Annotated in this window: 20 protein-coding genes and 1 riboswitch; of the genes, 17 read left to right on the top strand and 3 right to left on the bottom strand. The window is 74.2% G+C overall.

Annotation, left to right across the window (positions count from 1 at the left end):
• Positions 1–61: 61 nt before the first annotated feature.
• Entirely contained in the window at positions 62–679 is a 618-nt protein-coding gene (locus LIX60_RS28150; RefSeq protein WP_227961801.1) for a hypothetical protein, read from the bottom strand.
• A 247-nt stretch (positions 680–926) separates the two neighbouring features.
• Here LIX60_RS28150 and rpe point away from each other — a divergent pair, with 247 nt between their 5' ends.
• The 6 genes from rpe to LIX60_RS28180 all read left to right on the top strand — a co-directional run bounded on the left by rpe (position 927) and on the right by LIX60_RS28180 (position 8,031).
• Complete coding sequence (rpe, locus tag LIX60_RS28155; protein WP_227961803.1) at positions 927–1,613, top strand: ribulose-phosphate 3-epimerase; 687 nt, start codon at positions 927–929, stop codon at positions 1,611–1,613.
• Positions 1,614–1,783: 170 nt separating this feature from the next.
• Entirely contained in the window at positions 1,784–2,788 is a 1,005-nt protein-coding gene (locus tag LIX60_RS28160; RefSeq protein ID WP_185831356.1) for a sugar-binding transcriptional regulator, read from the top strand.
• Positions 2,789–2,994: 206 nt separating this feature from the next.
• Positions 2,995–4,458, top strand: a complete 1,464-nt coding sequence (locus LIX60_RS28165; protein WP_227961805.1) for a GuaB1 family IMP dehydrogenase-related protein — start codon at positions 2,995–2,997, stop codon at positions 4,456–4,458.
• A gap of 202 nt (positions 4,459–4,660) precedes the next feature.
• Complete coding sequence (locus LIX60_RS28170) at positions 4,661–5,116, top strand: Lrp/AsnC family transcriptional regulator (protein ID WP_019708705.1); 456 nt, start codon at positions 4,661–4,663, stop codon at positions 5,114–5,116.
• Positions 5,117–5,363: 247 nt separating this feature from the next.
• Entirely contained in the window at positions 5,364–6,167 is an 804-nt protein-coding gene (locus LIX60_RS28175) for a carbon-nitrogen hydrolase family protein (protein ID WP_227961807.1), read from the top strand.
• 142 nt (positions 6,168–6,309) lie between these two features.
• Positions 6,310–8,031: an NAD(P)/FAD-dependent oxidoreductase gene (locus LIX60_RS28180; RefSeq protein ID WP_227961809.1), complete on the top strand. Its 1,722-nt coding sequence runs from the start codon at positions 6,310–6,312 to the stop codon at positions 8,029–8,031.
• 106 nt (positions 8,032–8,137) lie between these two features.
• Here the strand turns inward: LIX60_RS28180 and LIX60_RS28185 are convergent, their stop codons facing one another.
• Positions 8,138–8,824: a DUF5995 family protein gene (locus LIX60_RS28185; RefSeq protein ID WP_227961812.1), complete on the bottom strand. Its 687-nt coding sequence runs from the start codon at positions 8,822–8,824 to the stop codon at positions 8,138–8,140.
• Between the two features lie 198 nt (positions 8,825–9,022).
• On the bottom strand, positions 9,023–10,435 hold the full coding sequence (locus LIX60_RS28190; RefSeq protein ID WP_227961814.1) for a uracil-xanthine permease family protein: 1,413 nt from the start codon (positions 10,433–10,435) through the stop codon (positions 9,023–9,025).
• Between the two features lie 164 nt (positions 10,436–10,599).
• On the opposite strand from LIX60_RS28190, the gene LIX60_RS28195 reads away from it, so the two are divergent.
• The 11 genes from LIX60_RS28195 to LIX60_RS28245 all read left to right on the top strand — a co-directional run bounded on the left by LIX60_RS28195 (position 10,600) and on the right by LIX60_RS28245 (position 21,123).
• Complete coding sequence (locus LIX60_RS28195; RefSeq protein WP_227961816.1) at positions 10,600–10,815, top strand: hypothetical protein; 216 nt, start codon at positions 10,600–10,602, stop codon at positions 10,813–10,815.
• Between the two features lie 396 nt (positions 10,816–11,211).
• Positions 11,212–11,342: riboswitch (FMN riboswitch) on the top strand.
• 192 nt (positions 11,343–11,534) lie between these two features.
• Complete coding sequence (ribD, locus tag LIX60_RS28200) at positions 11,535–12,677, top strand: bifunctional diaminohydroxyphosphoribosylaminopyrimidine deaminase/5-amino-6-(5-phosphoribosylamino)uracil reductase RibD (RefSeq protein WP_227962955.1); 1,143 nt, start codon at positions 11,535–11,537, stop codon at positions 12,675–12,677.
• Position 12,678: 1 nt separating this feature from the next.
• A complete protein-coding gene (locus LIX60_RS28205) occupies positions 12,679–13,347 on the top strand; it encodes a riboflavin synthase (protein WP_227961818.1) in 669 nt (222 codons plus the stop codon).
• Positions 13,344–14,039 carry a nicotinamide mononucleotide transporter family protein gene (locus tag LIX60_RS28210; protein WP_227961820.1) on the top strand — a complete coding sequence of 232 codons (696 nt, stop codon included), beginning with the start codon at positions 13,344–13,346 and terminating at the stop codon, positions 14,037–14,039. Before LIX60_RS28205 ends, LIX60_RS28210 begins: the two co-directional genes overlap by 4 nt.
• Positions 14,040–14,155: 116 nt before the next feature.
• Entirely contained in the window at positions 14,156–15,460 is a 1,305-nt protein-coding gene (locus LIX60_RS28215; protein WP_227961822.1) for a bifunctional 3,4-dihydroxy-2-butanone-4-phosphate synthase/GTP cyclohydrolase II, read from the top strand.
• A gap of 164 nt (positions 15,461–15,624) precedes the next feature.
• Positions 15,625–16,155 carry a 6,7-dimethyl-8-ribityllumazine synthase gene (ribH, locus tag LIX60_RS28220; RefSeq protein ID WP_019711914.1) on the top strand — a complete coding sequence of 177 codons (531 nt, stop codon included), beginning with the start codon at positions 15,625–15,627 and terminating at the stop codon, positions 16,153–16,155.
• 5 nt (positions 16,156–16,160) lie between these two features.
• Positions 16,161–16,433, top strand: coding sequence for a phosphoribosyl-ATP diphosphatase (locus tag LIX60_RS28225; RefSeq protein ID WP_019711913.1), 273 nt, complete (start codon positions 16,161–16,163; stop codon positions 16,431–16,433).
• Between the two features lie 211 nt (positions 16,434–16,644).
• Positions 16,645–17,493, top strand: coding sequence for an ATP phosphoribosyltransferase (hisG, locus tag LIX60_RS28230; protein WP_019706495.1), 849 nt, complete (start codon positions 16,645–16,647; stop codon positions 17,491–17,493).
• A gap of 99 nt (positions 17,494–17,592) precedes the next feature.
• Entirely contained in the window at positions 17,593–18,084 is a 492-nt protein-coding gene (locus LIX60_RS28235; RefSeq protein ID WP_227961824.1) for a PH domain-containing protein, read from the top strand.
• A gap of 271 nt (positions 18,085–18,355) precedes the next feature.
• Entirely contained in the window at positions 18,356–19,900 is a 1,545-nt protein-coding gene (locus LIX60_RS28240) for a hemolysin family protein (RefSeq protein ID WP_227961826.1), read from the top strand.
• Positions 19,897–21,123, top strand: coding sequence for a hemolysin family protein (locus LIX60_RS28245; RefSeq protein ID WP_227961829.1), 1,227 nt, complete (start codon positions 19,897–19,899; stop codon positions 21,121–21,123). The genes LIX60_RS28240 and LIX60_RS28245 overlap by 4 nt, the downstream gene beginning before the upstream one ends.
• Positions 21,124–21,216: the final 93 nt, after the last annotated feature.

Consider the following 21,216-nt stretch of genomic DNA (forward strand, 5'->3'; position numbering starts at 1 on the left):
CGGCCGGTACGGGCGACGCCCCGTCGCCCGTACCGGCCGGAGCCGGGTGTCGGTGCGGGGGTCAGCCCTGCGGGCCGGCCGTGTCCGTCCGGCTCGGGGCCGCGGTGCCCAGGTCCGCGTCCGCGGTGCTCATGCCGCCGTCCCGGGAAGCGCCGCGGAGGGCCTGGGTGCCGCCCTCCTCCGAGTCCTCCACGGAGGGGCAGAACGGCACCGTGCCCGTGTTCTGGACGTACCGGGCGGCGACCCATCCGGACCCGTCCCGCAGCAGGTACCAGAGGTCGTTGCCGTCGACGTTCTGGCCGTGGACCTTGCAGTTGAGCCCGACCTGCGCGTGGTACGCGAGCGATCCCAGGTTCGCCGAGTTGGTGGTCGGCTGGGCCCGCTTCACGACGCCGCTCGGGCTGATGACGGTGCCGTACGGCTGGGCCGGTGTCCCGACCTCCTCGCCGGCCCCCACCCCGCTGGTGTCGCTGTGGCCCGAGCTGACGACGCCGTCCCGGCCGATGACGTTCTCGTCTCCCACCGCGAAGTGGTTGTTGTCCCCGTTCACCACGAAGGTGGTGCCGCCGTGGTGGTCCTTCCCGTACCCGTCGTGGGCCTGGGCGGCCGACACGCCTCCGCCCGCCAGGGCCAGTGCCGCCAGGACCGTCAGGCCGAGCCGCATCCCGTTCTGCTTCACAGATGTTCCTTTCCATCCGGTGGAAATCGCACAGATCGGAACCGTATAGGCCGATAATCGGCTTAATGCCGGATTGGTTCGACGGTGGGCGTGTGGAACGCGGACGGCTGCGGCGGTTCCCGGTCCGCGCCGCGGACACCGGACGGACACCGTCACGAAATCGTTCTCGGGCGGTTGGGGAGGGAGGGTCACGGAATGCCGGAAACGGGCGTCGGCGGACCTCTCCCGCGCATGGCAGGCTGTCCCCATGGCCGTGCAGATCAGTCCCAGTATTCTCTCCGCCGACTTCTCCCGCCTCGCGGAGGAGGCGAAGGCCGTCCAGGGCGCCGACTGGCTCCACGTCGACGTCATGGACAACCACTTCGTCCCGAATCTCACCCTCGGCGTGCCGGTCGTCGAGTCGCTGAGCAGGGCGACGGACACCCCGCTGGACTGCCACCTCATGATCGAGCAGCCGGACCGCTGGGCCCCCGCCTACGTCGAGGCCGGCGCCGGCTCGGTCACCTTCCACGCCGAGGCCGCCGCCGCGCCGGTCCGGCTGGCCCGCGAGATCCGGGCCAAGGGGGCCAAAGCCTCGATGGCGCTCAAGCCCGCCACCCCCGTCGAGCCGTACGAGGATCTGCTGCCCGAGCTCGACATGCTCCTCGTGATGACCGTGGAGCCGGGCTTCGGCGGACAGGCCTTCCTCGACATCATGCTGCCGAAGATCCGCCGCACCCGGGAGCTGATCTCCCGGTACGGCCTGGAGATGTGGCTCCAGGTCGACGGCGGTGTCTCGGCGGACACCATCGAGCGCTGCGCCGAGGCCGGCGCCGACGTCTTCGTCGCCGGGTCCGCCGTCTACGGTGCGGACGACCCGGCCGCCGCGGTGCGCGCCCTGCGCCGCCAGGCCGAGGAGACCACGGCCAAGGCGGGGTGGGCCCGCGGGCACTGACACCCGGCCCCGGAGGACACGGAGCGATGAACTCCGGTGAACTCTCCGGTGGAGTGGAGCGCGAGGACCGGCCGGCGACCGCCGCTTCTGACAGGATGGCGGCGGGTTCACGAATGGGACAGTGAACAGTGAAGGAGAAAGCGGTGTCGACGGGCCGATCAGCCATGCGGATGGGACCCGCGGAGCTGGTGCAGGCGGCGGCCATGGCCCGCCGCTTCTATCTCGAGGGAAAGTCCAAGATCCAGATCGCCGAGGAGTTCGGCGTCAGCCGCTTCAAGGTCGCCCGCGTGCTGGAGACGGCGCTCGAACGCGACCTCGTCCGGATCGAGATCCGGGTGCCGGCCGAGCTGGACGCCGAGCGCTCCGACGCGCTGCGGGCCCGTTACGGCCTGCGCAACGCCGTCGTCGTCGAATCGCCCTCCGACGCCGAGGACGACGGAGTGGACCCGGAGAACCTCGGCGAGGTCGCCGCCGATCTGCTCGGCGAACTCGTCAACGAGGGCGATGTGCTCGGCCTCGCCTGGGGCCGCTCCACCATCCACATGGCCGCCGCCCTCAACCGGCTGCCGCCCTGCACCGTCGTCCAGCTCACCGGGGTCTACGACGCCGGCACCGCCGAACGCGGCTCCGTGGAGGCCGTCCGCCGCGCGGCGACCGTCTCCGGCGGCGAGGCGCACCCCATCTACGCGCCGATGCTCCTGCCGGACGCCACCACCGCCGCAGCCCTGCGCGCCCAGCCCGGCATCGCGCGTGCCTTCGAGTACTTCGACAAGGTGACCGTCGCGGCCGTCTCCATCGGCTCCTGGGAGCCCGGCATCTCCACCGTCCACGACATGCTGTCGGACGAGGAGCGTGCCCACTACGCCTCGCTGGGCGCCGCCGCCGAGATGTCCGCGCACCTCTTCGCCGCCGACGGCCGCCGGATCGGGCGCGACCTGGGCGAGCGCTGCATCACCGTCGAGGCCGACCGGCTGCGCCGCATCCCCGAGGTGGTCGCCATCGCCGGCGGGCGGCGGAAGGCGGCCGCGATCGACGCCGTGCTCCGCTCCGGCCTGGTCACCAGCCTGGTGACGGACACGGCCGCCGCGGACCACCTCCTCCAGGAGACGGGCCCCAAGCCGCGGCCCGCACTCGACCGCGCCGACCCCGACGGTGCGGAGCCCGCGAACACGTGACGGCCCGCGGGCCGGGCGCCCCGGGCCGCGTGCCCGGGCCCGTGGTCGGATGATCCGGTAAAATTCCGGAGCAAGGCAGGTCTCACTGCCTGGCACGGAAACCCCCGCCACGCCCGCCCCCGCGGAGGAGCGGAACGGAAGCCGGGGGTCCTTTGCCGTGTCCACGTGGGAGCCACCTGCGCCGTTCCACCCGAGAAGTGAGACCTATGCGTTTCCTCGAGCCCGGCACGGGGCGCCCCGTAGAGACAGCTCCGGTCCCCTACGACCTGACGTACGACGACGTCTTCATGGTGCCGAACCGTTCCGCCGTCGGTTCCCGGCACGGCGTGGACCTCTCCACCCCCGACGGCACCGGCACCACCATCCCCATCGTCGTCGCCAATATGACGGCGATCGCGGGCCGCCGGATGGCGGAGACCGTGGCCCGGCGCGGTGGTCTCGTCGTCATCCCGCAGGACATTCCGCTGGACGTCGTCACCGAGGTCGTCTCCTGGGTGAAGCAGCGCCACCGGGTCTTCGACACCCCGATCACCCTCGGGCCCACCGGGACCGTCGCCGACGCGCTCTCCCTGCTCCCCAAGCGGGCGCACGGCGCGGGCATCGTCGTCGAGGACGGCCGGCCCGTCGGCGTCGTCACCGAGTCCGATCTGAACGGGGTGGACCGCTTCACCCAGCTCTCCGAGGTCATGTCCCGGGAACTGGTGCTCCTGGAGGACGGCGTCGACCCGCGCGACGCCTTCAACCGGCTCGACGCCGCCCACCGCAAACTCGCCCCGGTGGTCGGCGCGGACGGACGCCTCGCCGGCATCCTCACCCGCAAGAGCGCGCTCCGGGCCACGCTCTACACCCCGAACACCGACGCGGACGGCCGGCTCCGCATCGCCGTCGCCGTCGGCATCAACGGCGGATCCGTGCGCCGCGCCGAAGGGCTGCTGGCCGCCGGGGTGGACACCCTGGTCGTGGACACCGCGCACGGCCACCAGGACAGCATGATCAGCACCCTGAGGGCGATCCGCGCCCTGGGCCCCCGGGTGCCGGTCGTCGCGGGCAACGTGGTCTCCGCCGAGGGCGTGCGCGACCTGGTCGAGGCGGGCGCCGACATCGTCAAGGTCGGGGTCGGTCCGGGCGCCATGTGCACCACGCGCATGATGACCGGTGTCGGCCGCCCCCAGTTCTCCGCCGTCCTCGAATGCGCGGCCGAGGCCCGCAGGCTGGGCAAGCACGTCTGGGCCGACGGCGGGGTGCGGCATCCGCGCGACGTCGCCATGGCGCTGGCCGCGGGAGCGTCCAACGTCATGATCGGCTCCTGGTTCGCCGGTACGCACGAGTCGCCGGGCGATCTGCAGCAGGACCCCGACGGCCGCTTCTACAAGGAGAGTTACGGCATGGCGTCCGCGCGGGCCGTGCAGAAGCGCACCAGCGAGGAGTCGGCGTACGACCGGGCCCGCAAGGGCCTCTTCGAGGAGGGGATCTCCACCTCCCGGATGTACCTCGACCCGGCCCGCCCGGGCGTCGAGGACCTGATCGACGCGATCGTCGCGGGCGTGCGCAGCTCCTGCACCTATGCGGGCGCGGGCTCCGTGGAGGAGTTCCACGAGCGCTCCGTCGTCGGCGTCCAGAGCGCCGCCGGCTACGCGGAGGGCCAGCCGCTCCACGCCAGCTGGCTCTGACCCGGCCCGCGCCGGAGCGACGGCGACGGGCCCCGCCGTTCCCGCGGACGCCGCGGCGGCGGCGCGGGAACGGCCGGGCGCCCGCCGTCGGCCGGGGCGGGGCGGACTGTGCTGTACTGCGGCTGCGGCGCCCGCCGCCCCGCGCCCGCCCCGCCGGGGCGCCGCGCGCGGCCCCACCGTCCAGAGAAGTGATCCATCCGCAGTGCGACTCAACGAGCTCGACGAACGCATCGTCCACGCCCTCGCCGGGGACGCCCGCCGCTCCTACGCCGACATCGGCGCCGAGGTCGGCCTCTCCGCCCCGGCCGTCAAGCGGCGGGTGGACCGGCTGCGGGCCGAGGGGGCGATCACCGGGTTCACCGTCCGGGTGGACCCGGCGGCGCTCGGCTGGGCGACCGAGGGGTTCATCGAGATCTACTGCCGGCGCCACACCACCCCCGAGGCGATCCGGCGCGGTCTCTCGCGCTACCCGGAGGTGGTGTCCGCCTCGACGGTGACCGGTGACGCGGACGCCATCGCACAAATCTTCGCCTCCGACATGCGGCACTTCGAACGGGTGCTGGAACAGATCGCGGGCGAGCCGTACGTGGAGCGCACCAAGTCCGTGCTGGTGCTCTCCCCGCTGCTGCGGCGCTACGGCAACGGGGCGCCCCGGTAGCGGCGGCGGGGGAGAGGACGGCGGTCGGCGGTCCCCGCCGCCCGGCGGCCGGAGGGTGCCCGGGGCGCGCACCCGGCGGGCGCCGACCGCACGCGGACCCCACCACGCAACGAATCGCCGGACCGGGCCCGGCAGGCGCAACGAATCGCCTGCCGGTGGCAACGGAAGCGGCTTGTCCGGCCGGATCGGGCGACCGTACCGTCTTTCCGTCCCCTCATCGCCCGTTTCGTACCTCCCGAGGACCTCCATGCCGCCGCTGCGCACCGCCCTGCTCCAGAGCTCCGGCCGCCCCGGCGACGTGCCGCACAACCTGCGGCTCCTGGCGGACGCGGCCCGCCGCGCCGCCGCCTCCGGCGCCCGGCTGCTGCTGACCTCCGAGCTGTTCCTGACCGGATACGCCGTCGGCGACCGGCTGCCCGGGCTGGCCGAGCCCGCCGACGGGCCGTCCGCCGACCGGGTCGCCCGGATCGCCGCCGACCACGGGCTCGCCATCGGCCTCGGCTACCCGGAGCGCGACGGTGACGCCGTCTACAACGCCGTCCGGCTGACCGGCCCCGACGGCACCCCGCTCGCCCACTACCGCAAGACCCATCTCTACGGGGAGTTCGAGACCACCCACTTCACACCGGGCGGTGAGCCGGTCGTCCAGGCCGAGCTGGACGGCACCCGGCTCGGGTTGCTGATCTGCTACGACGTCGAGTTCCCGGAGACCGTGCGCGCGCACGCCCTGGCCGGAACCGAACTGCTGCTCGTCCCCACCGCGCTGATGCGCCCGTATGAGATTGTCGCGCGCACGCTGGTCCCGGCGCGTGCCTACGAGAGCCAGCTGCACATCGCCTACGTCAACCGCTGCGGCCCCGAAGGGGAGTTCGACTTCGCGGGGCTCAGCTGCCTCGCCGCCCCCGACGGCACCGTTCCCGCCCGCGCCGGCTCCGGTGAGGACCTGCTCGTCGCCGACGCCGACCGGGAGCTGCTCGGCCGGTCCCGCGCCGCGAACCCCTATCTGCGCGACCGGCGCCCCGAGCTCTACGGATCGCTCACCGAGGGCTGACGGCCCCCGTTCCCGACCGGATCCGCTCCGTCCACCGGGCCCGCCCCCGTACGGGCCCCGCCCCGGCGCCGCGCGCCCGGCACCACACACACCGCACCCGCACCCGCATCCGCCGTACCGCATCCCCAGGAGACCCCAGCCGATGACGTCCGTGCCCACCGCCGTCCACGACGAGCAGCACGCCGAGGCCCAGTCCCAGCCGCCCATCACCATGTTCGGCCCGGACTTCCCCTATCCGTACGACGACTTCCTGGCCCACCCGGCCGGGCTGGGCTCCGTGCCCGCCACCGAGCACGGCACCGAGGTCGCCGTCATCGGCGGTGGCCTCTCCGGCATCGTCACCGCGTACGAGCTGATGAAGATGGGCCTCAGGCCGGTCGTCTACGAGGCGGACCGGATCGGCGGCCGGCTGCGCACCGTCGGCTTCGAGGGCTGTGACCCGGGTCTGACCGCCGAGATGGGCGCCATGCGCTTTCCGCCGTCCTCCACCGCCTTCCAGCACTACGTGGACCTGGTGGGGCTGGAGACCCGGCCCTTCCCCAACCCGCTCTCGCCCGCCACGCCCTCCACGGTCGTGGACCTCAAGGGCGAGTCCCACTACGCCCGCACCCTGGACGACCTCCCCGAGGTCTACACGCAGGTGATGAACGCCTGGAACGCCTGCCTGGAGGAGGGCGCCGACTTCTCCGCCATGCAGCGCGCCCTGCGCGAGCGGGACGTCCCGGTGATCCGCGAGATCTGGTCCCGGCTGGTGGAGAAGCTCGACAACCAGACCTTCTACGGCTTCCTCTGCGCCTCCGACGCCTTCCGGTCCTTCCGGCACCGGGAGATCTTCGGCCAGGTCGGTTTCGGCACCGGCGGCTGGGACACCGACTTCCCCAACTCCATCCTGGAGATCCTGCGCGTCGTCTACACCGGCGCGGACGACGACCACCGCGGCATCGTCGGCGGCAGCCAGCAACTCCCGCTGCGGCTCTGGGAGCACCGGCCCGAGAAGCTCGTCCACTGGCCGCACGGGACCTCGCTCGCCGAGCTGCACCCCGACGGGGAGCCCCGCCCGGCCGTGACCCGGCTGCACCGCACGGCGGGCAACCGCGTCACCGTCACCGACGCCCGCGGCGACATCCGCACCTACCGGGCGGCGGTCTTCACGGCGCAGAGCTGGATGCTGCTGTCCAAGATCGAGTGCGATGACGCGCTCTTCCCGATCGACCACTGGACGGCGATCGAACGCACCCACTACATGGAGTCCTCCAAGCTGTTCGTCCCCGTCGACCGGCCGTTCTGGCTGGACGAGGAGGTCGACGACCGGGGCGAGCCGACGGGGCGGGACGTGATGAGCATGACGCTCACCGACCGGATGACCCGGGGCACCTATCTGCTCGACGACGGCCCGGACCGGCCCGCCGTGATCTGCCTCTCCTACACCTGGTGCGACGACAGCCTGAAGTGGCTGCCGCTGGACGCGAACGAGCGGATGGAGGTCATGCTCAAGTCGCTCGGCGAGATCTACCCGAAGGTGGACATCCGGCAGCACATCATCGGCAACCCGGTCACCGTCTCCTGGGAGAACGAGCCCTACTTCATGGGCGCGTTCAAGGCCAATCTGCCCGGCCACTACCGCTACCAGCGCCGGCTGTTCACCCACTTCGTGCAGGACCCGCTGCCCGAGGACCGGCGGGGGCTGTTCCTCGCGGGCGACGACATCTCCTGGACGGCCGGCTGGGCCGAGGGCGCCGTGCAGACCGCCCTGAACGCCGTGTGGGGGGTCATGCGCCACCTGGGCGGCAGGACGGACCCGGCCAACCCCGGCCCGGGCGACGTCTACGAGGAGATCGCACCGGTCGAACTGCCGGAGGACTGAGCGGAGGTGCGCGGGGGCGGGCCGGCGCGGGCGCGGCGGGGACGGGACCGGTCGCGCGGCCCGGCGCCCGCTGCCCGCCGCGCCCGCGCCGGGCCGCCCCGCCCCGTCACCCCAGCGGGGTGAGAAGGAAGCGGCCGACCATGCCGGTTCCCGTGTCGAGCCGCTCCCGGAACTCCTCGCGGAGCCCGTCCGCCCCGCGCAGTTCCCACAGCACGCGGGCGGCGGCCCAGGCGCCCTCCCGGGCCCGGGCCAGACACCAGGAACCGGTGAGATGGGTCAGCGGGTCGGCCACGTCCAGCAGGTCCGGGCCGGGCATCAGCTCCTCCCGGATCCGCTCCTCCAGCTCGGCGAGGACCTCGTCCACCCGCTCGTAGTCGCTCCGCAGGGCCTGCGGTTCGCAGCCGCGCGCCGTACAGGTGTCCACGACGGCCAGCGCGAGGTCGTGCCCGACATGGGCGTTGACCCCGGCGAGGGCGAACTGCACGGGCAGCACGCCGGGATGACGGCGCTGCTGGAACAGCGGGCGCCAGCAGGCCGGCGGGCGCCGCCCGGCCCCCTCGGCGTCCACCGCCGCCAGGTAGCGCCGGGCGAAGCGCGCCGCGAACCCGGCGGTCAGGGACGGATCGCGGAAGTGGCCCGCCGCGATGCGCCGCTCCAGTTCCCGGGTGACGGACAGGTAGACCCGGTTGAAGACGGCCACCCCGTCCTGCCGGGGGAGGGCGGCCTCCAGGACCCGCATCCGCTCCATCGCGTCCCGCACATCGGCCGCAGCCAGTGGTTCGGTTGTGGTCATGCACGCACGGTGACATTCCGCGGCGCAGCTGTCCCGCGATGTCACTGTTTGTGACCGGAACGGCCTAATGGTGGCGGCCTTCACTGGTCAACTCCCGATTGACCGAGGCGACTTGGGCTCCCCCGTGACCACCGTGGGGAACGGGCCCGCCCTGCCCGGCGGCACCGGGGATTCCCACCGCCCGGCGGGGAGCCCGGGTCACTTCGCGGGGGTGCCGGTGCCCTCCGGCTCCTCCCGGGCCGCGTCGTCGTAGGAGGTGGTGCCCTCGTCCAGCAGCGGCTCCTCCGCCTTCATGTGCGCCGGGGCGAGCGCCCGCAGCACGTGGTAGCCGCTGAGCACCACGATGGTGCCGAGCGCGATGCCGTTCAGCTCGAAGTCATCGGTGATCCGCAGGCCGACCCCGCCGACCCCGATGACGACGCCCGCCGCCACCGGCACCAGATTCAGCGGATTGCGCAGGTCCACCTTGTTGTGCACCCAGATCTGCGCGCCGAGCAGGCCGATCATGCCGTAGAGGATGACGGTGATGCCCCCGAGCACGCCCCCCGGGATCGCGGCCACGACAGCGCCGAACTTGGGGCAGAGGCCGAAGAGCAGGGCGAAGAGGGCCGCGGCCCAGTAGGCGGCCGTCGAGTAGACGCGGGAGGCGGCCATCACGCCGATGTTCTCGGCGTACGTGGTGGTGGCCGGGCCGCCGACGGCGGTGGACAGCACGGTGCCCGCGCCGTCCGCCGCGATCGCGGTGCCCAGCTGGTCGTCGAGCGGGTCGCCGGTCATCTCGCCAACGGCCTTCACATGGCCGGCGTTCTCGGCTATCAGCGCGATCACCACGGGCAGGGCGACCAGGATCGCCGGCAGTTCGAACGCCGGGGCGTGGAAGGACGGCAGCCCGAACCACGCCGCGTCGGCGACGCCGGACAGGTCCAGCCGCCAGTGGTCCACGGCCTCGGTGCCGCCCTGCACCGAGTGGATCCTGCCGAGGCCGAGGTCGAAGAGCCAGGAGACGCCGTATCCGAAGGCGAGACCGAGGAAGATCGCGATCCGCGACCAGAAGCCGCGCAGCACGACCACGGCCAGCCCGGTGAAGAGCATGGTCAGCAGCGCCGTCCACTGGTCCTGAGGCCAGTACACGGAGGCGGTCACCGGGGCCAGGTTGAAGCCGATCAGCATCACGACGGCGCCGGTGACGACGGGCGGCATCGTCGCGTGGATGACCCGCGCCCCGAACTTCTGGACGACCAGGCCGCTCAGGAAGAGCACCACACCGACGACCAGGATCGCCCCGGTGATCGTCGCGATGCCGCCGCCCTGCGCCTTGATCGCCGCCGCCACACCGACGAAGGAGAGGCTGCAGCCGAGGTAGCTGGGCACCCGGCCGCGCGTCGCCAGCAGGAAGATCATGGTGGCGAAGCCGGACATCATGATGGCCAGATTCGGATCCAGACCCATGAGCACGGGCGCCACGAAGCTCGCCCCGAACATGGCCACCACATGCTGCGCGCCCAGCCCCGCCGTCCGCGGCCACGACAGCCGTTCGTCCGGCCCGACGACCGCACCGGGTGCGGGAACCCGCCCGTCACCGTGCAGTTTCCAGCCCACGCCGAGGCCCATGACCACTCCGTTTCCTCTGCCCTGCCGCCGGTGCCGACGGCGATGAAATCCCGCCAATGTTAAGGGGGGTGCTCCGGGGGCGCTCCAGGGGTGTTACGGCCGTGCGCGGAGTGACGGCGGTCACCGATGTGCGGGGTGCCGGGGTCGGGGGCAGGCTGGAACACATGAACGACAAGCCGCCTGTGCTCGTGCACCCGCCGGTCGGCACCGGCCGGCGGGTCGAGATCCGCGGCCGGCGTGCCGGTACCGCGACCGGCCCCCGCGATCTCCTCGAATTCCTGCGCCGCGCCGGACTCGATCCGGACGAGGTGCGCCTCGACGACCCGTCCCTGATCGAGTGGCGCGGCGGCGGCCCGGACAACTGGCCCGGGCAGCTCTGACGCGACGACGCCGGCAGCGGCCGCGAACAGGGCCGCGGCGGTACGGGCCGCAGCGGTGCGGGTCACGGCTGTCCGGAGCGGTGCCGCGGCGGGCGGGTCCGGTACGGCCCCGGCCGCAACCCCGGATCCGGCCATTCCGGCCTCCGGCCCCTCCGCCACCGCCCCCGGCCGTCGCGAGCGGGGTCGGTGACGCCCCGCCGGCCTCGTCGCTCCCCGCCGGCTGCCGCCCGTTTCCGCAGCTCACCGCCAGTCGCCCGGCCGGCCCCGCCGCCGTGCCCGCGGCTCCCCGCCCCGCCGGAGCGTGACGCCCGCGGTGCGCGCTGTGAGCGATGACACAGGGCACGCCCGGGCCGGCGCCGCCGTCGCGTGGCAGACTGGGGGCCGTACCAGTGACGTCAGCGCACTCCGGGGTCGGTGAAAGTCCGAACCGGCGGTTAAAGTCCGCGACCCGGCCACTGCCAGTGGCCGGTTGACCAGGTGAGATTCCTGGACCGACGGTTAAAGTCCGGATGGGAGGCAGTGCGCGGCGGTCGAGCACCGGTGCGCCGCCGTCCGGCGGTGCGGTCCGCCCCGTCGGGGGTGAAGCCGTACGGCCCTACCCGCGTCGCCCCGTGTGTGTCGTCCGCCTCTGTCCTCGTCGACAGCCCCGGAGTCCGTGCCCGCAGAGGCAGGAGGACCCGGTGGCCACCGAAGCGCCCCGCACGGCCGAGACCCGTGCCATGCGGCGTGCCGTCGCGCTCGCCGCCCGCGGCACCGGCTCCACCAGCCCCAACCCCGTCGTCGGGTGTGTGATCCTCGACACCGCGGGCGAGCCGGCCGGTGAGGGGTACCACCAGCGGGCCGGCGGGCCGCACGCCGAGATCCACGCCCTCCGCGCGGCCGGCGAACGCGCCCGCGGCGGCACCGCCCTCGTCACCCTGGAGCCCTGCGACCACACCGGCCGCACCGGCCCCTGCACCGGCGCGCTGATCGACGCCGGGATCGCCCGCGTCCTCTACGCCGTCGCCGACCCGCACGACGAGGCCGCCGGCGGGGCCGCCACCCTCGCCGCCGCCGGGATCGAGGTCGAGCGCGGACTGCTGGCCGCCGAGGCCGAGGAGGTCAACCTCCCCTGGCTGACCTCCGTACGCCGCCGCAGGCCGTTCGTCCGCTGGAAGTACGCGGCCACGCTCGACGGCCGGACCGCCGCCGCCGACGGCACCAGCCGCTGGATCTCCTCGCCCGCGTCCCGCGCGGACGTCCACCGGCTGCGCGCCGAGGCGGACGCCGTGATCGTCGGCTCCGGCACCGCCCGCGCCGACGACCCCCAGCTCGCCGTCCGCCACCCCGATCTGCTCGACACCCTCGGCGCCGGGCTCCGCCAGCCGCTGCGCGTCGTCGTCGACAGCAACGCCTCCGCCGTCAGGCCGGGCGCCCGGGTCCTGGACGGCAGCGCGCCCACCCTCGTCGCCGTCGCCGAGGACGCCGACGCCGCGCACCTGGAGGGCCTCGTCCCCGTGGTGCGGCTGCCGCGTGCCCCCGGCGGACGCGGCCTGTCCATCCCGATGCTGCTGCGCACCCTCTACGAGCGCGAGGTGCGCTCCGTGCTGCTGGAGGGCGGGGCGACCCTCGCCGGAGCCTTCGTCGCCGCCCGCTCCGTCGACCAGGTCGTCGGCTATCTGGCCCCCGCCCTGCTCGGTGCCGGTCCGGCCGTCCTCGCCGATGCCGGAATCGGCACGATCACCGACGCGTTGCGTCTGGATGTGACCGGTGTCGACCGCCTGGGTCCGGATCTGCGGATCACCGCCGTTCCCGGAGGGCCGGCTCCGGCCGCCGCCCCCGCCTCCGCCACTTCCGCCGTTCCCGCCTCCGAGGAGAACTGACGTGTTCACAGGAATCGTCGAAGAACTGGGCGAGGTCGCCGCCGTCGAGGATCTCGGGGACTCCTCCCGCTTCCGGCTGCGCGGCCCGCTGGTCACCCGGGACGCCAAGCACGGCGACTCGATCGCCGTCAACGGCGTCTGCCTGACCGTCGTCGACACCGCCGCCGGCGAGTTCACCGCCGATGTGATGGCCGAGACCCTGAACCGCTCCAGCCTCGGAGCCCTCGTCCCCGGCAGCCGCGTCAACCTCGAACGCCCCATGGCGCTCGGCGGGCGCCTCGGCGGCCACCTCGTCCAGGGCCACGTGGACGGCACCGGCACCATCACCGAGCGGGTACCGGGCGAGCACTGGGAGCTGGTCACGGTCTCGCTGCCGCCCCGGCTGGCCCGCTACGTCGTCGAGAAGGGCTCCATCACGGTCGACGGCGTCAGCCTCACCGTCGTCGCGGCGGCGGACGACCACTTCACCGTCAGCCTGATCCCCACCACCCTGGAACTCACCACCCTGGGGAGCAAGAAGGCGGGCGACCCGGTCAACCTGGAGGTCGACGTCCTCGCCAAGTACGTCGAACGGCTGCTCGGCGCGGGCGCCGTCCCGGCCGGAGCGCACGCCCCCGGGGCCGTCGCCCGAGCCGCCACCGGAGCCGTCGCCGGGGAGACCGCCGTATGAGCACCTTCGACTGGCTGAACGGCCACGCCTTCACCGTCCTCGGCCAGGAGGTCATCTGGTCCGACATGGTGGGCAACACCCTGGGCCTGATCGCCCTCGCCCTCGGCTGGCGCCGCTCCCTGTGGACCTGGCCCGCCCAGCTTCTCTCCGGCGTCGTCCTCGTCGCCGCCTACGCCTCCGCGCAGCTCAGCGGCGGCGTGGGCAAGCAGCTGCTGGTCATCGGCGTCGCCGTGTGGGGCTGGCGGCAGTGGCAGCACGGGAAGCGGCGCACGGGGGACGGCACCCTCGCGGTGCGCTTCGCCACCCCGCGGGAACGCGGCCTGCTGGCGGCCGGTACGGTCCTCGGCACCCTGGCCGTCGGCGGGCTGTTCACCGCCGTGCCGTCGCTCTCCTGGAGCCCCTGGCCGGACGCGTACATCTTCGTCGGCACCCTCGCCGCGATGGTCGCCCAGGCGCGCGGGCTGGTCGAGTTCTGGTTCGCCTGGATGCTGGTCGACGTGGTCGGCGTGCCGCTGGCGTTCAGCAGCGGACTGCCGTTCTCCGGCCTGGTCTACGTCATCTACTTCGTCCTCGTCCTGTGGGGCCTGCGCGACTGGTGGCTGCACACCCGCCGGCAGCCGGCGCCCGCCGCGGCCGGGGCCCCGCCCCGGCCAGTGCCGGCCGGGGCCGCCGCCACGGAGACCTCCGCATGACCGCCCCCGCGCGGCCCGCCGCACCGGCCGCCGCCCGCGCCGCCGCACCGCCGCTCCGCCCCGCGCGGGCCGGCGACACCCCGGGCCCCGGCCCCTGGAGCACCGAAGGAGCCAGCATGACCACCGCACTCCAGGACACCCACGACCGGTTCACGGACGACGGGTACACGGACGACCGGATCGTCCTCGACCCCGTCGAGCGCGCCATCGCCGACATCGCCGCCGGCCGCCCCGTCGTGGTCGTGGACGACGAGGACCGGGAGAACGAGGGCGACCTGATCGTCGCCGCCGAGAAGGCCACCCCCGAGATCGTCGCCTTCATGATGACCGAGTGCCGCGGCCTCATCTGCGCCCCGATGGAGGGCGACACCCTCGACCGGCTCGAACTGCCGCAGATGGTGCGGGAGAACACCGAATCGATGGGCACCGCCTTCACCGTCTCCGTGGACGCCTCCGGCGCGCACGGCGTGACCACCGGCATCTCCGCCGCCGACCGGGCCACCACCCTGCGCCTGCTCGCCTCCGGGGACAGCACGCCCGGCGACTTCGTCCGCCCCGGCCACGTCTTCCCGCTCCGCGCCCGGCCCGGCGGCGTCCTCACCCGCAACGGGCACACCGAGGCCGGTGTCGACCTCGCCCGGCTCGCCGGGCTGCGCCCCGCCGCCGCGATCGTGGAGATCGCCGCCGAGGACGGCACCATGATGCGCCTGCCCGAGCTGGTCCCCTTCGCCCGCAAGCACGGCCTGTCGATCATCTCCATCGAGGACCTGATCGCCTACCGCCGGGCGGCCGAGCCCACCGTCCGCCGCGAGGCCGAGACCCGGCTGCCCACCGCCTTCGGGGACTTCCGCGCCTACGGCTACCGCTCCACGGTCGACGGTGTCGAGCACATCGCCCTGGTGCGGGGTGACATCGGCGACGGGACGGACGTCCTCGTCCGGGTGCACTCCGAGTGCCTCACCGGCGACATCTTCGGCTCGCTGCGCTGCGACTGCGGCCCCCAGCTCCAGGAGTCCCTGTCCCGGGTCACCGAGGAGGGGCGCGGCGTCGTCCTCTACCTCCGCGGCCACGAGGGCCGGGGCATCGGACTGCTGTCCAAACTCCGGGCGTACGAACTCCAGGAGCACGGCCGGGACACCCTCGACGCCAACCTGGAGCTCGGCCTGCCCGCCGACGCCCGTGACTACGCCGCCGCCGCGCAGATGCTCACCGACCTGGGCGTGCGCAGCCTGCGGCTGATGACCAACAACCCCGAGAAGACCGCGGCGCTGCTCGCGCACGGGCTGCGGGTCGTCCGGGAGCCCGCGCCGGTGGCGGCCGGGGAGCACAATCTCCGCTATCTGCGCACCAAGCGCGACCGGATGGGCCACGACCTGCCCTGGCTGGACGACGGCCGGCCGCCGGCCCGCCACGTCCAGTAGGCCCCGGCCGGAACCGCCGGAACCGCCGGAACCGCCGGAACCGCCGGAACCGCGGGAACCGCCGGAACCCGCCGTACCGGCGGGAGACCCGGCCGCCCGGCGGAACGCACGACACCGACAACAGGCCCGCCCCGGCGGGCACGACGCGAGGGAAGACAAGAGACGTGAGCGGTAAGGGTGCCCCCGAACTGTCCGTGAAGGACTCCGGCGATCTGCGCGTGGCCGTGATCGCCGCGCAGTGGCACGAGCAGGTGATGGACGGCCTCATGGACGGCGCCCTGCGCGCCCTCGGCGAACTGGGCATCGAGGAGCCCACCGTGCTCCGCGTCCCCGGCAGCTTCGAACTGCCGGTCGTCGCCAAGGTGCTGGCGGGCCGCGGCTACGACGCCATCGTGGCCCTCGGCGTCGTCGTCCGGGGCGGCACCCCGCACTTCGAATACGTCTGCCAGGGCGTGGCCCAGGGGCTCACCCAGGTCTCCGTGGACACCGGGGTCCCGGTCGGCTTCGGGGTGCTCACCTGCGACACCGAGGAGCAGGCCCTGGACCGGGCCGGCCTGGAGGGCAGCCGCGAGGACAAGGGCCACGAGGCCGTGATGGCCGCCGTCGCCACCGCCACCACGCTCCGCACCGTCGCCGAACCGTGGCGGCGCACCGAGGCGCCGGGCAAGCAGGGGACGCGACCCGGTAAGTTGTAGCCACCATGGCGAACAAGACATTCGAGGAGCTCTTCACCGAGCTCCGCCACAAGGCCGCCACCGGCGACCCCGCTACCTCCCGCACCGCCGAGCTGGTCGCGCAGGGCGTGCACAGCATCGGCAAGAAGGTCGTCGAGGAGGCGGCCGAGGTGTGGATGGCCGCCGAGCACGAGGGCACCGACCGCACGGCCGAGGAGATCTCCCAGCTCCTCTACCATCTGCAGGTCATGATGGTCGCCCGGGGCATCTCCCTGGACGACGTGTACGCCCACCTCTGAGCTGCGCCGCGCCGGGGCCCCGCCCCGGCGGCGCGCTCCGCGGCCGCCCGCCGCCCGCCCGGCCCCGCCACGCGGCCGGCGCCGCGGACAGCCGCCCGCGACAGCCCCCGAAGTACCCGTCCGACGCCCCGCGACGGACGGACGAACGTCCCGAAGAACGCCGCCCCGCCGCCCCGAAGAACGCCGCCCCGAAGAAGCGAAGGAACGCCTCATGCTGCGCATCGCCGTCCCCAACAAGGGTGCTCTCAGCGAGCCTGCGTCGGAGATGCTCCAGGAGGCCGGTTACAAGCAGCGCAAGGACCGCCGTGAGCTGGTCCTGGTGGACTCCGACAACGACGTCGAGTTCTTCTTCCTCCGCCCCCGCGACATCGCCGTCTACGTCGGCTCCGGCCGGCTCGACATCGGCATCACCGGCCGCGACCTGCTGCTCGACTCGGGCGCGGACGCGGAGGAGATCATGCAGCTCGGCTTCGCCGGCTCCACCTTCCGTTACGCCACCCGGCCCGGCACCGCCCAGGAGGTCGGTGACTTCGGCGGCATGACCGTCGCCACGTCGTTCGCCGGGCTCGTCACCAAGCACCTCGCCGACCACGGCGTCGACGCCTCCGTCGTCCGCCTCGACGGCGCCGTCGAGACCGCCATCCAGCTCGGCGTCGCCGAGATCATCGCCGATGTCGTGGAGACGGGCACCACCCTCCGCAACGCCGGCCTGGAGATCATCGGCGAGCCGATCCTCCGCTCCGAGGCCGTCGTCGTCCGCCGCACCGGCGAGGACGGCGAGGACCCGAAGGTGCGGCAGTTCCTCCGCCGGATGCACGGCGTCCTCGTCGCCCGCCGCTACGTGATGATGGACTACGACATCCGCGTCGAACAGGTGGAGCGCGCCGTCGCCCTCACCCCCGGCCTGGAGTCGCCGACCGTCTCCCCGCTGCACCACGAGGGCTGGGTCGCCGTCCGCTCGATGGTCCCCTCCCAGGACGCCCAGCGGATCATGGACGAGCTGTACGACCTCGGCGCCCGGGCGATCCTCACCACCGGCATCCACGCCTGCCGCCTGTAGAACCGCCGCCCACTGCCCGCCCGGGCGGCCTGCCCGCGCCGCAGAACAGCGGCCGGGCTGGGGCCCGGGCGGCACGGGCCCGAACCTCCGGAGACCCCTGTGTCCTCCTCCACCCCCGGCGGGGAGCCCGCCGGCCGGCCCGGCCCGGACGGCCTGCCCGCGCTGCCCGTCACCTTCCGGCCGACCCGCACCCGGGTGATCCTGCTGAGCGCGGGCGCGGCGGTGCTCGCCACCCTGACGACCCTCGCCGTGGTGCTGCCGTCCCTCGGCCCGGTCGAGCGCTTCAGCTTTGTCTTCACCGGGCTCCTCGGCCTGGGCGTCATGGTGCTCCTCAGCCGCCCCCGCGTCGACGCGGACGAGGAGGGCATCACGGTGGTCAACCTGACCGCCCGGCGCCGCCTCTCCTGGGCGGAAGTGCTCCGGGTCAACCTCAGGCCCGGCGACCCGTGGGTCCATCTGGACCTCGCCGACGGCACCCATCTGCCCGCCATGGGCATCCAGCCCGGCATCGCCCGGGACAAGGCGATCGCCGACGCCCGCGCGCTGCGCGCCCTCGCCGACCACCACGGCAGCGGCCGGGCGGCGGACTGACGGAACGCCGCCTTCCCTCCGGTCCGCCGCGGCCGGCGCGGACCGGACCCGCCGGCGGAAGCCGGATCGCACGTCCGTGCGCCTTCGCAGGCCCGGGAGCAGTGATTACCCTGTCCCGTGGCGGCGCGACGCGCGCCCCGCCCCGCACCGGACGGGCACCGCGGCAGCGTACGTGCCCCGCGGGGCACCTGCGAGCCGAGGAGTGAATTCCTTAGCCCATGGACGGTCCGTCCTGTAGTACCCGCGCCGCCCCCTCCCCGGAGGCGGCGGCATGATCGTTCCCCTTCTCCTGCTCGCCGCGGCCCTGCTGCTGATCCTCGCCAACGGCTTCTTCGTGGCAGCCGAGTTCGGCCTCGTCACCGTTGAACGCGCGGACGCCGAACGGGCCGCCGCCGAGGGCGACCCGCGCGCCCGCACCGTCGTCAAGGCCCTGCGCGAGCTCTCCTTCCAGCTCTCCGGCACCCAGCTCGGCATCACCATCACCTCGCTCGTGGTGGGCATGCTCGCGGAACCCGCGCTCGCCCGGCTGCTGGCCGGCCCGCTCACCGCCGCCGGGCTGCCCCCGGGCGCCGTCCCGGGCGCGGCCGTGGTGATCGGCGTCCTCACGGCCTCCGCCCTGCAGATGGTCGTCGGCGAACTCGTGCCGAAGAACTGGGCGGTGTCGCGGCCCTTCGAGGTCGCCCGGTTCGTCGCCGGACCGCAGTACGCCTTCGCCGCCTTCTTCCGGCCGGTGATCGCCCTGCTCAACGGGGTGGCCAACCGGCTCGTCCGCGGCATGGGCGTGGAGCCGACCGACGCCCTGGAGTCCGCCCGCACCCCCGGTGAACTGGTCTCCCTCGCCCGGCACTCGGCCCGCGCCGGGGCGCTGGAGCAGGACACCGCCGATCTGTTCGTCCGCACCCTGTCGCTGGCCGGGCTCTCCGCGCAGCACGTCATGACCCCGCGCGTGCGGGTCGCCGCCCTGCAGGACTCCGCCACCGCGGCGGACGTCGTCAACCTCACCCGGGCCACCGGGCTCTCCCGCTTCCCCGTCTACCGCGAGCGGCTGGACGAGGTCGTCGGGATGGTCCACCTCAAGGACGCCCTCGCCGTACCGGCGCACGAGCGGCGGCGCACGCCGGTGGGGCGCGTCAGTGTGCCCCCGCTGATGGTGCCGGAGACCCTGCCCGTCCAGCGGCTGCTGGAGCGGCTGCGCCGGGAGCAGCCGATCGCCGTCGTCGTCGACGAGTACGGCGGCACGGCCGGGGTCGTCACCCTGGAGGACATCGTCGAGGAACTGGTGGGCGAGGTGCGCGACGAGCACGACGCCGCCGGACGGCCGGAACTGGCCCCCGCCCCGGCCGAGGAGGGCCGGCCCGCGTGGGACGCCGACGGCGGCTGCCGGATCGACACCCTGCGGCCCATCGGCCTGGCCGCGCCCGACGGGCCGTACGAGACCGTGGCGGGACTCGTCGCCGACCTCCTCGGCCGCATCCCGGCCGTCGGGGACACCGCCGAACTCCCCGGCTGGCGGCTGCGGGTGCGCCGGGTCGGCCACCACCGCGCCGAGTCGGTACGGCTGGTGCGGACGGCCGGCGCGCGCGGTCGGGGCGCGCCGGACTCCGGCGGGCCCGATCCGGTCCGGGGCGGCGGCGCGGCCGGCGCGACGGGCGCGGCCGGGGCCGAGGCGTCCGCGGCGCGGGGTGTTCCGCTGTCCGCCGCGCCCGCTCGGGGGGCTCCCGTCCGCACGGCGGTGGCCCCGGCGACCCCGGTCCACACGGACCGGGACCGTGCGGCCCGTGACCACGCACCGGTCCGGGCGGGAGGGGCACGATGAGTCTGCTCCAGCTTCTCTTCGCCGCCGTGCTGGTGCTCGGCAACGGCTTCTTCGTGGGCGCCGAGTTCGCCCTGGTGTCCGTACGCCGCAGCCAGATCGAGCCGCTCGCCGCCGCCGGCTCGGTCCGCGCCCGCACCGTGCTGACGGGCCTGGAGAACCTGCCGCAGATGATGGCCGCCGCCCAGTTCGGGATCACGGTCTGCTCGCTGACCCTCGGCGCCGTCGCCGAACCGACCGTGGCCCGGCTGCTGGAGCCCGTCTTCCACGCCGTCCGCCTGCCGGAGCCGCTGGTGCATCCCCTGGGCTACGCCATCGCCCTGGCCCTGGTCGTCTTCCTCCACCTGGTCGTGGGGGAGATGGTGCCGAAGAACCTCGCCATGGCCGCCCCCGAGCGGACCGCCCTGCGGCTGGCCCCCGCCCTGGTCGCCTTCGCCCGGCTGTGCCGTCCGGTGACGGCGCTCTTCGGCTCCTGGGCCCACCTGGTGCTGCGGCTCTTCCGGGTGGAGCCCAGGGACGAGGTCGAGGCGGTCTTCACCAGTGAACAACTGGGCCGCCTCGTCGCCGACTCCCACGAGGCGGGCCTGCTCGCCCCGGAGGAGCAGGAGCGGCTCGCCGACGCGCTGGACCTGGGCAGCAGACCGGTGACCGAGGTGCTGCTCGACCCGGCGGCCCTCGTCACGGTCGGTCCGGGCGCGACCGCGCGGGAGGTCGAACAGCTGACCGTGCGCACCGGCTTCTCCCGCTTCCCCGTACGCGACGGCACCGGGCCGTCCGCCGGCCCCGGCACGGGCTTCCTCGGCTACGTCCATGTGAAGGACGTCCTGGACACGGACGATCCCGAGGCGTGCGAAGCCCCTCTCCACCCGCCCGGCGCGGCCGGCGCACCGGCCGGAGACGGCCCGGACGGGGGAGACGGCGGGCCCGGGACCGGCCGGGCGCTCCCGCGCCATGTGCTGCGCCCCATGCCGGTGCTCCGCGCGGAGACGCCGCTCGACGACGCGCTGACCGCGATGCGCCGGGCCGCCGCCCACCTCGCCCAGGTATCGGACGCCTCCGGGCGGGTCCTGGGCCTGGTCGCGCTGGAGGACGTCCTGGAGACCCTGGTCGGGGAGGTCCACGACCCGGCACACCGCTCGCGCCGTCTCACGGCCCAGCGGGGAGCCCGCGTCGTGGCCCGGCGCCCCCGGCCGGCTCCCTCCCAGGAGGCGCCCGTCCGGGGCTGAGACGGAAGGCGTCCGGCCCGCCGCCGTACGCGCCGCGCGCCGCCGGGTACGGCGGAAAACCGCGCGACGCGCGGCGGCGGGCCGGACCAGAAT

It is taken from the genome of Streptomyces sp. S07_1.15 (assembly GCF_020739505.1).
Classification (GTDB): Bacteria; Actinomycetota; Actinomycetes; order Streptomycetales; family Streptomycetaceae; genus Streptomyces; species Streptomyces xinghaiensis.

What these genes read in the sequence shown, in the direction of transcription:
- rpe (WP_227961803.1), top strand. Translation starts at nt 927, where the DNA reads ATGGCCGTGCAGATCAGTCCCAGTATTCTCTCCGCCGACTTCTCCCGC.
- LIX60_RS28160 (WP_185831356.1), top strand. Translation starts at nt 1,784, where the DNA reads ATGGGACCCGCGGAGCTGGTGCAGGCGGCGGCCATGGCCCGCCGCTTC.
- LIX60_RS28165 (WP_227961805.1), top strand. Translation starts at nt 2,995, where the DNA reads ATGCGTTTCCTCGAGCCCGGCACGGGGCGCCCCGTAGAGACAGCTCCG.
- LIX60_RS28175 (WP_227961807.1), top strand. Translation starts at nt 5,364, where the DNA reads ATGCCGCCGCTGCGCACCGCCCTGCTCCAGAGCTCCGGCCGCCCCGGC.
- LIX60_RS28180 (WP_227961809.1), top strand. Translation starts at nt 6,310, where the DNA reads ATGACGTCCGTGCCCACCGCCGTCCACGACGAGCAGCACGCCGAGGCC.
- LIX60_RS28185 (WP_227961812.1), bottom strand. Translation starts at nt 8,824, where the DNA reads ATGACCACAACCGAACCACTGGCTGCGGCCGATGTGCGGGACGCGATG.
- LIX60_RS28190 (WP_227961814.1), bottom strand. Translation starts at nt 10,435, where the DNA reads ATGGGCCTCGGCGTGGGCTGGAAACTGCACGGTGACGGGCGGGTTCCC.
- LIX60_RS28195 (WP_227961816.1), top strand. Translation starts at nt 10,600, where the DNA reads ATGAACGACAAGCCGCCTGTGCTCGTGCACCCGCCGGTCGGCACCGGC.
- ribD (WP_227962955.1), top strand. Translation starts at nt 11,535, where the DNA reads ATGCGGCGTGCCGTCGCGCTCGCCGCCCGCGGCACCGGCTCCACCAGC.
- LIX60_RS28210 (WP_227961820.1), top strand. Translation starts at nt 13,344, where the DNA reads ATGAGCACCTTCGACTGGCTGAACGGCCACGCCTTCACCGTCCTCGGC.
- LIX60_RS28215 (WP_227961822.1), top strand. Translation starts at nt 14,156, where the DNA reads ATGACCACCGCACTCCAGGACACCCACGACCGGTTCACGGACGACGGG.
- LIX60_RS28225 (WP_019711913.1), top strand. Translation starts at nt 16,161, where the DNA reads ATGGCGAACAAGACATTCGAGGAGCTCTTCACCGAGCTCCGCCACAAG.
- hisG (WP_019706495.1), top strand. Translation starts at nt 16,645, where the DNA reads ATGCTGCGCATCGCCGTCCCCAACAAGGGTGCTCTCAGCGAGCCTGCG.
- LIX60_RS28240 (WP_227961826.1), top strand. Translation starts at nt 18,356, where the DNA reads ATGATCGTTCCCCTTCTCCTGCTCGCCGCGGCCCTGCTGCTGATCCTC.
- LIX60_RS28245 (WP_227961829.1), top strand. Translation starts at nt 19,897, where the DNA reads ATGAGTCTGCTCCAGCTTCTCTTCGCCGCCGTGCTGGTGCTCGGCAAC.